At 64.7% G+C, this 11,996-nt stretch carries 12 protein-coding genes; 6 read left to right on the top strand and 6 right to left on the bottom strand.

What is annotated here, in order from left to right; all coding sequences use genetic code 11:
* Positions 1-56: 56 nt before the first annotated feature.
* The 3 genes from EGJ86_RS17305 to EGJ86_RS17295 all read right to left on the bottom strand — a co-directional run bounded on the left by EGJ86_RS17305 (position 57) and on the right by EGJ86_RS17295 (position 2,685).
* Positions 57-1,703: a methyl-accepting chemotaxis protein gene (locus EGJ86_RS17305; RefSeq protein WP_125835946.1), complete on the bottom strand. Its 1,647-nt coding sequence runs from the start codon at positions 1,701-1,703 to the stop codon at positions 57-59.
* Between the two features lie 190 nt (positions 1,704-1,893).
* Positions 1,894-2,148 (bottom strand): glutaredoxin 3, encoded by a 255-nt coding sequence (gene grxC / locus EGJ86_RS17300; RefSeq protein ID WP_017677713.1) that lies wholly within the window; start codon positions 2,146-2,148, stop codon positions 1,894-1,896.
* Between the two features lie 18 nt (positions 2,149-2,166).
* Complete coding sequence (locus EGJ86_RS17295) at positions 2,167-2,685, bottom strand: carboxymuconolactone decarboxylase family protein (RefSeq protein WP_017677712.1); 519 nt, start codon at positions 2,683-2,685, stop codon at positions 2,167-2,169.
* Between the two features lie 122 nt (positions 2,686-2,807).
* Between EGJ86_RS17295 and EGJ86_RS17290 the strand changes: the two genes are divergently transcribed.
* Positions 2,808-3,638: an AraC family transcriptional regulator gene (locus tag EGJ86_RS17290; protein WP_017677711.1), complete on the top strand. Its 831-nt coding sequence runs from the start codon at positions 2,808-2,810 to the stop codon at positions 3,636-3,638.
* Here the strand turns inward: EGJ86_RS17290 and EGJ86_RS17285 are convergent.
* Positions 3,632-4,966: a PLP-dependent aminotransferase family protein gene (locus EGJ86_RS17285; RefSeq protein WP_125835945.1), complete on the bottom strand. Its 1,335-nt coding sequence runs from the start codon at positions 4,964-4,966 to the stop codon at positions 3,632-3,634. The genes EGJ86_RS17290 and EGJ86_RS17285 overlap by 7 nt on opposite strands.
* A gap of 83 nt (positions 4,967-5,049) precedes the next feature.
* Here EGJ86_RS17285 and EGJ86_RS17280 point away from each other — a divergent pair, with 83 nt between their 5' ends.
* Together EGJ86_RS17280 and EGJ86_RS17275 are read left to right on the top strand one after the other, a co-directional pair.
* Positions 5,050-5,664 carry a DJ-1/PfpI family protein gene (locus EGJ86_RS17280; RefSeq protein WP_125835944.1) on the top strand — a complete coding sequence of 205 codons (615 nt, stop codon included), beginning with the start codon at positions 5,050-5,052 and terminating at the stop codon, positions 5,662-5,664.
* Between the two features lie 65 nt (positions 5,665-5,729).
* A complete protein-coding gene (locus EGJ86_RS17275; protein WP_125835943.1) occupies positions 5,730-6,260 on the top strand; it encodes a DUF3087 domain-containing protein in 531 nt (176 codons plus the stop codon).
* Here the strand turns inward: EGJ86_RS17275 and EGJ86_RS17270 are convergent, their stop codons facing one another.
* Entirely contained in the window at positions 6,261-7,022 is a 762-nt protein-coding gene (locus EGJ86_RS17270) for a carbon-nitrogen hydrolase family protein (RefSeq protein WP_125835942.1), read from the bottom strand.
* A 299-nt stretch (positions 7,023-7,321) separates the two neighbouring features.
* Here EGJ86_RS17270 and EGJ86_RS17265 point away from each other — a divergent pair, with 299 nt between their 5' ends.
* Positions 7,322-8,632, top strand: a complete 1,311-nt coding sequence (locus EGJ86_RS17265) for a CitMHS family transporter (RefSeq protein WP_125835941.1) — start codon at positions 7,322-7,324, stop codon at positions 8,630-8,632.
* 67 nt (positions 8,633-8,699) lie between these two features.
* On the opposite strand, the gene EGJ86_RS17260 is transcribed toward EGJ86_RS17265, so the two are convergent.
* Positions 8,700-9,437: a GntR family transcriptional regulator gene (locus EGJ86_RS17260; protein WP_125835940.1), complete on the bottom strand. Its 738-nt coding sequence runs from the start codon at positions 9,435-9,437 to the stop codon at positions 8,700-8,702.
* 179 nt (positions 9,438-9,616) lie between these two features.
* Between EGJ86_RS17260 and EGJ86_RS17255 the strand changes: the two genes are divergently transcribed.
* Together EGJ86_RS17255 and EGJ86_RS17250 are read left to right on the top strand one after the other, a co-directional pair.
* On the top strand, positions 9,617-10,438 hold the full coding sequence (locus EGJ86_RS17255) for an amidohydrolase (RefSeq protein ID WP_177432876.1): 822 nt from the start codon (positions 9,617-9,619) through the stop codon (positions 10,436-10,438).
* Between the two features lie 40 nt (positions 10,439-10,478).
* Complete coding sequence (locus EGJ86_RS17250) at positions 10,479-11,780, top strand: SLC13 family permease (RefSeq protein ID WP_125835938.1); 1,302 nt, start codon at positions 10,479-10,481, stop codon at positions 11,778-11,780.
* The last annotated feature ends 216 nt before the right edge of the window (positions 11,781-11,996 follow it).

Here is an 11,996-nt window from a genome sequence, read left to right as displayed (position 1 = left end):
CGATGCGCACGGCGTCCGACCGCAGGGGCGTCGTGCGCACCGAGTGGTTTGAGGGGTTACAACCGGAAACGCCCGACCAGGCCATCAAGCTGGGTCGATAGCGCCTGCAAATCGCTGCTGGCCTGGTTGAGCTGGTCGGCGATATGGGTGGTGCCGACGGTCAGCTCGTTGATGTCGACGATGTTGCGGTTGATGTCTTCCACCACGCTGGACTGTTCCTCGGTGGCGGTGGCGACCTGGATGTTCTGGTCGCTGATCTGGCCGATATGGCTGTTGATCTGCTCCAGTGCCGCCGACGCCTTGCTCGCATATTCCACCACCAGCGCGCTCTGCCGTTGGCCCTTGGCCATGGCCTCGACGGCCGAGCGTGATTCGTTCTGCAGGCGGTCGATGACCTGCTGGATCTCCTCGGTGGAGGCGCCGGAACGGCTGGCCAGGGTACGTACCTCGTCGGCCACGACAGCGAAGCCGCGGCCTTGCTCGCCAGCACGCGCCGCTTCGATGGCGGCGTTGAGCGCGAGCAGGTTGCTCTGTTCGGAAATGCTGCGGATGGTGTTGAGCGTGGTGCTGATGGCGTCGGTCTGCGCGGCCAGTGCCTCGATCACCTTGGCGGCCTGCTCCAGTTCGCCGTTGAGGGCATCGACCTGGCGATGCGCCTGGCTGACCACGGCGCTGCCGTCGCTGGCATGCTGGGTGGCCTCGCGGGCGACTGCTGCGGCGTTCTCGGCGTTGCGCGCAATCTCGTTGACGGTCGAGCCCAGTTCGTTGATCGCTGTGGCCACTTGCACCGTACGGGCGCTTTGCGCGGTGCAGTTGCTCTGGGTCAGGCGCGCGCGCTCGGCCACATCGCGGGCCATGCCCGAGAGTTGGCGCGAGTTGTCGGCGAACTGACGCATGGCGCCATGCACCTTGTCGATGAACTGGTTGAAGCTGCGGGCGATCTCGCTCAGCTCGTCCTGGCCGTGCAGGTCGATACGGGTGTCCAGGGCCAGGTTGTCGGCAGCCTGGCCCAGGCTGCTCTGCAACACCGCCACACGGCGACGTAGCTGCACCACGATCAGCCAGGAAATGATGATCGATACCAGCAGGCCGATGGCGATGATGGCGATCTGACGGGTAATGCCTTGGTCGTAGCTCTCGGCACTGTGCTGGTTCTGCTGCTCAGCCTGCTGCAGCAGGGCATCGAGCAGGTCGTTGGCGCCCTGGCGCATCACGCCGTAGGTCTTGGCGTACTGGTCGCGGTAGATCTGCTGGGCCTTGGCCATGTCGCCGGCGTCGAAGGCGGCGAGCATCGGGTTCAGTTCATTGCTGACCATGGCCTCGAACTGATCAAGCAGTTGCTGCGCCTGGACCTTGCGCTCCGGGTTGACCTGGGCCGCCACGGCCTGGCGCATCGCTTCGCGCATGCCGGGCACATCTTCGTTGCGGGCATCCTGCACGCGCGATTTCACGCCGCGTTCGTCGCGTAGCGGAGTTTCCTGCAGCAGCATCATGTCGAGCCCGACGCGCATACGCGGGATGCGCGAGGCGACCTCGGCCATGGCGCGCATCGGCGCAGCCGTATTGAGATAGAGCACCTGCGTGTCCCGATGCATGCTCGACATGCTGCTCAGGCTGGTCAGCGCCACCAGCAGCAGGGCGATGCAGGGAATCGCCACCGCGATGATCAGGCGGGTTTTCAAAGAGAGGGCGTCGAGACGCATGGGCAGACTCCATTTCGAGATAGGGCGCAGGGCGACGCTCAGCCTATCGGGCCGATGTTGCCGCTTTTGTATCGGCAGCGATGGCCAGGTGCATGAGGGCAAAGACGAGCGCTTTGACGAAAAGGAGTAGGCCGGCACAGCTGTCGGCGCAGAAGGGGTGATGGCCGCCGGCAAGGTCGGCCATCAGGGTTCAGGCTTGCAGCAACGCATCCAGTTCGCCGCCACGTTCCAGTGCGGCGAGGTCATCGAAGCCGCCGACATGATGCTCGCCAATGAATATCTGCGGCACGCTGCGGCGCTTGCTGCGCTGCAGCATCTCCGCCATACGCTCGGGCGAGCGACTCACGTCGATTTCCTCGTAGGTCACGCCCTTGCGTGTCAGCAGCGCCTTGGCGTTGATGCAGTAAGGGCAGTATGCGGTGGTGTAGAGGGTGACGGCTTGCATGGTGTACCTCCGGCGTCATCAGACGGCTACTGGTGGAAAGTCGACAACGGTTTCGGCCAGGTTGTTGAGGTAATTGGTCAGCGTCATCAAGGCGACGTTGGCCACCACTTCGACGATAGCGGCCTCGCTCAGCCCTTCATCGCGCGCGGCTTGCAGCTGCGCATCGCTGAGGCGGCCGCGGCTGTCGATGATCTGCCGGGTCAGGCGCGCTACGGCATCGAACTCGCCATCGCGGGCGCTGCGAATGTCCGCTGCGCTCAGGCCAGCCTTGCCGGCGAACAGGGTGTGCGCGGCCAGGCAGTATTCGCAGCCGTTGACCTGCGAGCTGGCCAGCGCCACCACTTCGCGCGCCTTGGCGTTCAGTGTGCCTTTGCCGAGCGCCTGGGACAGTGCCAGGTAGCCGCTCAGCGCGGCCGGGGCGTGGGCCAGGGTGGCGAAGGTATTGGGGATGAAACCGAGGCCCTTGCGGATGCCTTCCAGTTGCGTCTGGGCGCTGGCAGCGGTTTGTTCGAAGGGCAGTGCGGCGATACGAGTCATGGTGATTCTCCAGTCTTGGGTGGGAAGCTTGTCGTTCAAGCCTGGAGCCATGCTAGGCAATCGATCTGGCTTTTCGGATTCAGATCGTCGATGTTATGCGACAGATCGTCCAAGAGTGCGAGATGACCATGGATCGCCTGTCCAGCCTGCTGCATCACTTCAACCTGCACGCCAGCACCTTCCACCGCGGTGGGTTCTGCGGCACCAGCAGCCATGGCGAGCATGAGCCGCATGGTTACATCCATCTACTGCGTGCCGGGCGCATGAGCTTTCGTGAAGGCGATGGCCGCGAACTGCGTCTGGAAGAGCCGAGCCTGATGCTGGTGGCCAGGCCGCGCTTGCACCAGATGACAGCCAGCGAGGCTGACGGTGCCGAACTGGTCTGCGCGACCCTGGCCTTCGACGGCGGCATCGACAATCCGCTGTCGCGGTCACTGCCAGGCGCCATCGTCAAACCGCTGCGCGAGTTGCCGAGCCTGAGCGGTTGCCTGGACTGGCTGTTCGCCGAGGCGGCGGGGGAGGATTGCGGACGCGAACTGGTGCTCAATCGCCTGTTCGAGCTGATGGTGATCCAGCTGCTGCGCCATCTGATGAACAGCCGCGAGCTGGCCTCGGGGATGATGGCGGGGCTGGCCGAACCACGCCTGGCGCGGGCGCTCAATCAGCTGCACGAGAAACCGCAGCACGGCTGGTCGGTGGCCGAGCTGGCGGCGCTGGCCGGCATGTCGCGCGCCAGTTTCGCTGCGCATTTTCACGATGTGGTCGGTGCTACACCGGCGGATTATCTGGTGGGCTGGCGCGTCAGCCTGGCGCAGAAGCGTCTGCGCGAGGGCCGGCCCATGGCGCTGATCGCCGACGAGGTCGGCTATGAAAGCCCCTCGGCCCTGGCCCGTGCATTTCGCCGCAAGGTGGGGGCGAGTCCCAGCGAGTGGCTGCGTCAGGTCGCTCAATAGGCGAAGTGGGCGATGGCTTGCCTGACCTTGTCCAGCGCGTCTTCCAGTTGCGCCAGGGTAACCGAGCCAAGGGCCAGGCGCAGCGCATGGGGCACCTGCTCCGAGGTGCTGAACGGCTCAGCGGTGGAGACCGCCACCTGCTCGTGCAGCAGGCGCGCCACGACCTGATCGGCGCGCACCTCGGCCGGTAACGGCAGCCAGAGGAAATAGCTGGCCTCATGCCCGATCGGTTGCAGGCCGGCCAGCACGCGCCGCGCCAGTGCTTGCCGGCAGCGGGCGTCCTCGCGCTTCTGCGTTTGCAGGCGGGCCAGTGTGCCGTCTTCGATCCAGGCGCAGACCAGCGCCGTCATGATGCCCGGGGTGTTCCAGGTGCTGGCGCGGATGCTGCGCTCCAGTGCGGCGACCCAGACGGCAGGCGCAGTCAGGTAGCCAACCCGCAAGCCGGTGGCGATGTTCTTCGAAAATCCCGACACATGCACCGTGCGTTCGGGCGCCAGGGCGGCCAGTGGCGCTGGTGCCGAGCTGGCCAGGAAGGCGTAGGCGGCATCCTCGATGATCAGCAGATCGTGCTCGCGGGCGATGTCGATCAGGCGCTTGCGCTGCGGCCGGTCGAGTACCCAGCCCAGCGGGTTGTGCAGGGTCGGCATGCTGTAGATCGCCCGTACCCGGCGCGTTCTGCACAGTGCTGCCAGGGCATCGAAATCGGGGCCGCTGGCGTCGCAGGGCAGCGCCAGCAATTCCACGCCGCGCGCGGCGGCGGCCGCCTTGAAACCGGGGTAGGTGAGGGCATCGACCGCGACCACGTCACCGGGCTGGAGCAGGGTCTGCAGGGTCAGCGCCAGGCCGTGCTGGGCGCCGTTGACGATCAGCACCTGTTGCGCCGTGACCGGGAGTCCCTGATCCGTCAGGTGCCTGGCCAGCAATGCCCGCTCATGGGGGCGCCCGGCATGCGGCTGGTAGCGCAGCAGCGCCTCCAGGTCACCGGACAATGCCAGCTGGCGCAGGGCCTGGCGCAGCAGATCGGCTTGGCCCGGCAACGTGGGGTAGTTGAAGTTGAGGTCGAGCATGCCGCCCTCGGTCGCCGGCTGGTCGATACCGTGGCCAGGCGCGAGGCTGGTCTCGCGCACGAAGGTGCCGCGTCCGGTTTCGCCACTGACCAGGCCCATGGCGTGCAGCTCGGTGTATACCCGTGACGCGGTGACCAGGGCGATGCCGTGCTGCGCGGCCAGTTCGCGGTGCGTGGGCAGGCGTGTGCCGGGCGCGAGCGCGCCGCAGCGGATGTCGGCGGCCAACTGATCGACCAGTTGCTTGTAGCGCGCGCGGGGCATGGGTTGTATCCATGACAATTATTTGATTGTCATGATCATTGCCCCGAAGCTGCGTGGCAACCCGTTTCATCACAGGAGCTGCCATGCACATCGCCATTCTGACCTTCGAGGGGTTTAACGAGCTCGACTCGCTGATCGCCTTCGCCATTCTCAACCGCGTCCGCCGGCCCGGCGGGCGCGTCAGCATCGCCAGCCCAGTTGCACGCGTGACATCCATGAACGGGTTGGTGATCGATAGCCACATCGACCTGCAGCAGGTCTCCGCGGCTGATGCGGTGATCGTCGGCAGTGGCATGCGCACCCGTGAGGTGGTGGCGGATCAATCGCTGATGGCACAGCTGCGCCTCGACCCGGCGCGCCAACTGCTGGCGGCGCAGTGTTCCGGCACGTTGCTACTGGCCCGGCTCGGCCTGCTCGACGGCGTCGCCGCCTGCACCGACCTGACCAGCAAGCCCTGGGTGCAGGAGGCGGGTGTGCAGGTGCTCGACCAGCCGCTGTTCGCCCGTGGCAATGTCGCCACGGCGGGCGGCTGCCTGGCGTCGACCTATCTCGCCGCCTGGGTCATCGCCCGTCTGGTCGGCCTCGACGAGGCGCGCCAGGCGCTGCACTACGTGGCGCCGGTGGGTGAGAAGGCGCAGTACCTGGCGGGGGCGATGGCGGCGATCGGTCCTTATCTTCAGTACCGTACAGAGGCGTGACGGGTTCGTGCATCGCGGCAAGCTGTCGTACCATCGCCGACTGACCCCGCCACGAGCCTTCGCGCATGTTCGAAATCCAGCCCATCGACCCCGCCTACTACCGCCAGCAGACCCGCCGCAGCACCATGGTGATCGCGGTCATCTTCGTGGCGCTGGCCATGCTCTGCGCCACGGCGAGCACGCAGCTTTTCGGCACGCCCGGTGGCGACAACTTCAAGTGGAACCTGCTGGGTGTGCTGGCGGGGCTCGGCCTGACCATTGCCCTGGTGCGCCAGCGACTCTGGTCGCGGCCGTTCATGGCGCCGGCCGTTTACGGTTGGCGCCTCAAGCGCAGCCTGATGCGCGTGACCAACGTCATGCATCACGTCAAGGCAGGCGTGGCCCAGGGCGATGAAACGGCGATGAAGCTGCTGCGCTTCTACCACCTGGGAGTGACCCAGATGCATCAGCTCGACGGCAACTCCAGCGAGCTGAGCCAGATGGTGCGCGAGATCGACAGCCATCTTGAGGCGATGGAGCAGCAGGGGCTGGATATCGAGCAGACGCGGCTCGACCTAGCCTGGCTGGAGCGAGTGAAGGCGCTCAAAGCGGCCTGATCAGTTGTCCAGCGACAACTCCAGCGTCTGACCTTGCCAGATGCCCTGGCGGCGGCGCGCAATCACCAGGTAGTCACCCGTGCCGACTGCACTTACCACCTGTCGCCCACCGGGCGCCCAGAACGCGCTGCGCCCGGCGCAGGCCCAGCCGCCGGAAGGACCGCCGTGGTTGGCCATCAACACCCCGAGGGACAATTCACTGGCATAGCCTTCGAGCAATTCGCTGTCATGCGGGTAACCGTTTTCGCTGATCAGCACACTGGTCGCGTAGATCCCGGCGCCGCGCTCGACGGCAGCCCTGGCATGGCTGGCGTGGGCGAAGTCCGCACAGATCGACAGGGCGATGCGCTCGTTGCCGAGGTGCAGCGGCGCACCACCGGTGCCTGGGCTGAACACCCGCTCTTCACCCGCATGCAGGTGCTGCTTGGTATAGATGGCCTGCGAACCATCGGCGCCGCACAGCACTGAGCCGATCAGGACGGCGTCGCTTTCGGCTGTTCGCAGCGGTAAGCCGACCACCGTAGTCATGCACAGCTGCTTGGCCAACGTGCGCACAGGCTGCAGCAGTGCAGTGTCCGTCGCCTGCGCCAGCTCGCGTGCCAGCGAGGGCTCGTATCCGGTCAACGACAGTTCGGGGAACAGCAGAAAATCGATGCGCTGCTCGGCGGCGAGTCGCATGACCTGCAGATGCCGCTGGAGGTTGGCGTCGAGGTCGCCGGCGATGGCGCAGTATTGGGCGGCGCAGAGATCGAGGTCGGTCATGGGGTTTGCTGTCACCTTGGGTCGCGACAGTAGAGCATGGATTGCTCTCGCAGGGACTTGCGCTTACTCGCACTCGCGAGCTCTACCGCGGCTGTCCCAGTCAGGATTGGGTGGTAGGCAAGGGCTACACCCTGCAATAAATGACGTCGGGGCGGCAGGGCTGCCGCCCCGATTCTGCGACATATCCACTGACATTTAGCGAGGCGCATGTTCGCCGCTTAAAGGTTTTTGAAAGGTTCGCCTCTTAGCCTCCTCACGCGCCTTTTGCGTGCTTTACAAGAAAAAGAGGAGAAAGCGGTTTGTTGACCTTGATTGGCCTGTTGACCATCTGCAGCCTGGTTGTGCTGCTGCTTGTTGGGCGCATGTCGCCTGTTCTGCCATTGATCATAGTGCCGCTTTTGGGCGCTCTGGCCGCGGGCTTTGGCCCAGAGGCGATTTCCGGTTTCTTCACTGATGGCATCGGCCGCGTGACGGCGATCGCCACCATGTTCGTGTTTGCCATCACCTTTTTCGGCGTGCTGCAGGACACCGGGCTGTTCCGCCCGCTGATCAATGGCATGGTGCGCCTGACCCGCGGCAACGTGATCGCCGTCACCGTGGCCACCGCTGTGATCGGCATGCTGGCGCACCTCGACGGTGCCGGCGCCACCACCTTCCTGCTCACCGTTCCCGCCTTGCTGCCGCTGTACAAGCAGTTGCGCATGAGCCCGTACCTGATGCTGCTGTTGCTGGCGATCGGCGCCGGCATCTTCAACATGCTGCCTTGGGCTGGACCGCTGGGCCGTGCCTCGGCCGTGACCGGCATCGAGGTCACCGAGCTGTGGCGTCCGCTGATCGCCGTACAGGGTGTCGGGGTGGTGCTGTTAATTGCCCTGGCTGCGTTGCTGGGCTGGCGTGAGCAGCGTCGTATCGCTGCCGGCAAGAGCGGGGACGAGGGTGTACTGGTGGAAACCAGCACTGACTTGCATGAGCCAAGCGCCGAGGAGCTCGCTCTGGAGCGCCCGCGTCTGCTCTGGGCCAACTCCGCGTTGTTCCTGGCGGTGCTGGTATCGCTGTTTTCTGGCGTGCTGCCGGCCGGCTATATCTTCATGGTCGGCCTGTGCCTGGCGCTGCTGATCAACTACCCGGGCGGCAAGGCGCAGATGCAGCGGATCTCGGCGCATGCCCCGGCTGCCCTGAGCATGGGCATGATCATCCTGGCGGCTGGCTCGATGCTCGGCATCTTCACCGGCACCGGCATGCTCACCTCCATCGCCCAGGACCTGGCGCGTGTGCTGCCGGCGCCGCTGGTAGGGCAGATGCACATCGTGCTGGGCCTGTTCGGCCTGCCGATGGAGCTGATGCTGAGCACCGACGCCTACTACTTCGGCCTGCTGCCGGTAACGCTGGAAGTGGTCGGTGCCCAGGGCGTCGAGCCGGCCAGCGTGGTCTATGCGCTGACCATCGGTAACATCATCGGCACCTTCATCAGTCCGTTCTCGCCGGCGCTGTGGCTGGCACTGGGTCTAGCCGGGCTGGATCTGGGCCGGCACATCCGCTACTCGCTGTGGTGGATGTGGGGCTTCTCGCTGGTGCTGTTCGGTGCGGCCTGGGCACTCGGGTTGTTCTGACGACCCCAGCTTGTATCGCATCTCACGCCCGGGCTTGCCCGGGCGTGTTGCATCTGGAGGCAGGTGTTTAGCTGATTTCCACCTGATAGCGGAAGTTCTCCGCCGCCGCGCGTGACAGGCGATATTCCAGCGGCGTGCGGTCGTAGCCCAAGGCGGTGCGTTCGATGACCACGCTCGGGCTGGCCTCGGCCACATCCAGAACGGCAGCGAGTTCGGCATCGGCGGAGGAGACGGTGAGGGTCTCCTGGGCCGAAGCGATGCGCTGGCCGCAATGCTGCTCGTAGAAGGGGTAGAGCAATTGCGGGAAGTCGTCCGGCGCGAGCTCCAGCAGAGCGCCGAAGCGTGAAGCCGGCAGCCAGATACGTTCATGGAACAGCGGGCGGCCGTCGATCAGGCGCAGGCGTTGGAGGAAGACGCAGGGTTCGCCTTCGCTCAGCTTCAGTGCCTGGCTGACGGCGGCATCGGCAGGTACCTGGCGGCAGTCAAGGATGCGACCCTGCGGCACCTGAGACTGGCCACTGGCGCTGACCTGGCGGAAGAAGCGAAACAGCGAGCCGTCGAAGTTCGGCCGGCGTACGAAGGTGCCGCGTCCCTGAGCACGCAGCAGCAGGCCTTCTGCGACCAGGGTTTCCACTGCCTTGCGCACCGTACCAACGGCCACGCCGTAGTGGCGGGTCAACTCCGCTTCGGTAGGGATGGCCTCACCCGGCAACCATTCGCCTGCGGCAATTTTCCCCAGCATTTCGTCGCGCAACCGCTGGTATAGCGGCAGGCGTTCGTCCTGTCCCAGAGCCGTGGTGCTCATAAACCTCAAATCCAAAAGTCGACCGGCCGTCACTTTACCACTGGCCTGCAGATTGACAGCACTCGATCTCTGTAGATACAGTCATCTAATCATATATATGAATATATGACTTACAAGAAGGAGTCGCTCGTACCGGCGGCTCGTACAAGAATCGACAGAGGTATCGCTTCGTGACGCCCATGCCTTATGCCGCTATCACCGGCATCGACACCCACGCGCACATCTTTCGCCAGAACCTGCCCATGGTTCCCGGCCGCCGCTACAGCCCCAGCTATGACGCCACCGTGGAGCAGTACCTGGCCCACCTGGACGCCTGCGGCCTGTCCCAGGGGGTGCTGATCCAGCCCAGCTTTCTCGGCACCGACAACCACTACATGGTCGAGGCGTTGCAACGCTTCCCTGAGCGCCTGCGTGGCGTGGCGGTGGTGGATGCGCAGGTCAGCGATGCCGAGTTGGACGAGTTGGCCGCTGCCGGCGTGGTGGGCGTGCGCCTGAACCTGATCGGCAAGGCGCTGGAGGATTACACCGGCCCGGCCTGGAGTGGTCTGTTCCGCCGTCTGGCGCGCCGTGGCTGGCAGGTGGAGATCCAGCGCGGCTTCGACGACCTGGCGCTGATCGTGCCGGCGATTCTCGAATCCGGCGTCACCGTGGTGATCGATCACTTCGGCCTGCCTGCGCCGAGCGTGCAACTGGATGCTGCGCAGCATGACGTGTTCTTCGACCTGCTGGGCCAGGCGCCGGTATGGATCAAGCTGTCGGCAGCCTACCGCAGCCAGTCCGACCTGAGCCGTGCCCAGGCCATCGAGGCACGTCTGCGTGAGGCTTGTGGTGGCGTCGGTCGCTTCCTCTGGGGCAGCGATTGGCCCAACACCCAGTTCGAGTCGCAGACCCGCTACGATCAGCAATTCGCGCTGCTCGAGGCTCTGCTGCCCAACCCCGAGGAGCGCCGTCGCGTTCTGGTGGACAACCCCGCAACCCTGTTCGGTTTCGCTTCGGCGTAACCACTGCTCACATCAGAACAACAAAAGGAGTCAAACCATCATGATGAGCTTGCTCGTCGTCGCCGCGATCGTCCTCGCCGTCGCGCTGGGGTATACCACCAAGATCAACATCGGCCTGTTCGCCATTGCCTTCGCCTACCTGCTGGGCTGCTTCGGCATGGGCATGAGCCCGGGCGATATCATCAACATGTGGCCGCTGAAGATCTTCTTCGTGATCTTCTCGGTCTGCCTGTTCTACAGCTTCGCCACCGTCAACGGCACCCTGGAAAAACTCGCCGGGCATCTGCTGTATCGCTGCCGTGGCGTGCCGCACATGCTGCCCTATGCCATTTTGCTGACCTCGGGGGTGATCGCTGCCATGGGCGCCGGTTACTACACCGTGCTGGCCTTCATGGCGCCGCTGACCCTGCTGCTGTGCCAGCGCACTGGCATGAGCCTGATTCTCGGTGGCATGGCGGTGAACTACGGTGCGCTGGCCGGGGCGAACTTCGTTTCCAGCCAGAGCGGCATCATCTTCCGTGGCCTGATGACCGGCGCCGGCATGCCCGAGAGCGAAGCCTTCGTGAATGCCCTGGCGATCTTCGCCAGCACGGCGATCATCCCGGTGCTGGTGATTTCCGCCTTCGTCTTCCTCGGTGGCCACGGCCGCAACCTGAAGAATGCGGTGCTCGCCGCCGATCTGCCGGAGGCCTTCAACCGTGAACAGAAGCTGACCCTGCTGCTGACCGTGCTGATGATGGTTCTGGTGCTTGCTGCACCGCTGGCGCTGCTGGCCTTCCCGGACAATGCCACGATCAAGTTCATCAACAGCAAGGTGGATATCGGCCTGATCGCCAGCGTGTTCTCGGTGATCGCCCTGTTGCTCAAGCTCGGTGACGAGCGCAAGGCCATCGCCTCGGTGCCCTGGGCCACGTTGATCATGATCTGCGGCGTCGGCATGCTGATTACCGTCGCGATCAAGGCCGGCACCATCGATGCCCTGGCGTCCTGGATCGGCGGCAATATCCCGCCGTTGATGATTCCGGTGGCCTTCGGCGTGGTGGCTGCGCTGATGTCGATCTTCGCCAGCACCCTGGGTGTGGTGACGCCGGCGCTGTTCCCCATGGTCTTGCCGCTGTCGGCGTCGATGTCGATCGATCCGATGATCCTCTTCATCGCCATCGTGGTCGGTGCCCAGGCTACCTCGATCTCGCCGTTCTCCTCCGGCGGCAGCCTGCTGTTGGGTTCCTGCACGGACGACAAGGTACGCTCGACCCTGTTCTCGCAACTGCTGCTGCGCGCCGCGCCCATTGGCTTCGTTGCGGCGATGCTGTTCAACCTGGCGCTGACCTTCCTGTTCTGATGAGAAAAGGTTCTTTGCCTAGTTTGGGGAAAGTGCGAGTTGATACTGGACTGGTAATTAAGTGTTAGCCGTCGATGACTTGGCACTATCCGTTAGCGCGTCGTCTGATCTGAAGGGTTTCGCCCCTTACGGGCGAGTCACTTTCTCTTGCTTGCCCAAGAGAAAGTAACCAAAGAGAAGGGCACCCCACCATCCGGCCCCGGCTGCGCCGGGGTT

It is taken from the genome of Pseudomonas sp. o96-267 (genome assembly GCF_003935465.1).
In the GTDB taxonomy this organism is placed as follows: domain Bacteria; phylum Pseudomonadota; class Gammaproteobacteria; order Pseudomonadales; family Pseudomonadaceae; genus Aquipseudomonas; species Aquipseudomonas sediminis.
This window is presented reverse-complemented; position numbering and strand designations above follow the sequence as displayed.

Coding starts and splice junctions, on each gene's coding strand:
- grxC (WP_017677713.1), bottom strand. CDS start 2,148: ATGCAAGCCGTCACCCTCTACACCACCGCATACTGCCCTTACTGCATC.
- EGJ86_RS17270 (WP_125835942.1), bottom strand. CDS start 7,022: ATGACCGACCTCGATCTCTGCGCCGCCCAATACTGCGCCATCGCCGGC.
- EGJ86_RS17280 (WP_125835944.1), top strand. CDS start 5,050: ATGCACATCGCCATTCTGACCTTCGAGGGGTTTAACGAGCTCGACTCG.
- EGJ86_RS17305 (WP_125835946.1), bottom strand. CDS start 1,703: ATGCGTCTCGACGCCCTCTCTTTGAAAACCCGCCTGATCATCGCGGTG.
- EGJ86_RS17295 (WP_017677712.1), bottom strand. CDS start 2,685: ATGACTCGTATCGCCGCACTGCCCTTCGAACAAACCGCTGCCAGCGCC.
- EGJ86_RS17275 (WP_125835943.1), top strand. CDS start 5,730: ATGTTCGAAATCCAGCCCATCGACCCCGCCTACTACCGCCAGCAGACC.
- EGJ86_RS17260 (WP_125835940.1), bottom strand. CDS start 9,437: ATGAGCACCACGGCTCTGGGACAGGACGAACGCCTGCCGCTATACCAG.
- EGJ86_RS17285 (WP_125835945.1), bottom strand. CDS start 4,966: ATGCCCCGCGCGCGCTACAAGCAACTGGTCGATCAGTTGGCCGCCGAC.
- EGJ86_RS17255 (WP_177432876.1), top strand. CDS start 9,617: ATGCCTTATGCCGCTATCACCGGCATCGACACCCACGCGCACATCTTT.
- EGJ86_RS17290 (WP_017677711.1), top strand. CDS start 2,808: ATGACCATGGATCGCCTGTCCAGCCTGCTGCATCACTTCAACCTGCAC.
- EGJ86_RS17250 (WP_125835938.1), top strand. CDS start 10,479: ATGATGAGCTTGCTCGTCGTCGCCGCGATCGTCCTCGCCGTCGCGCTG.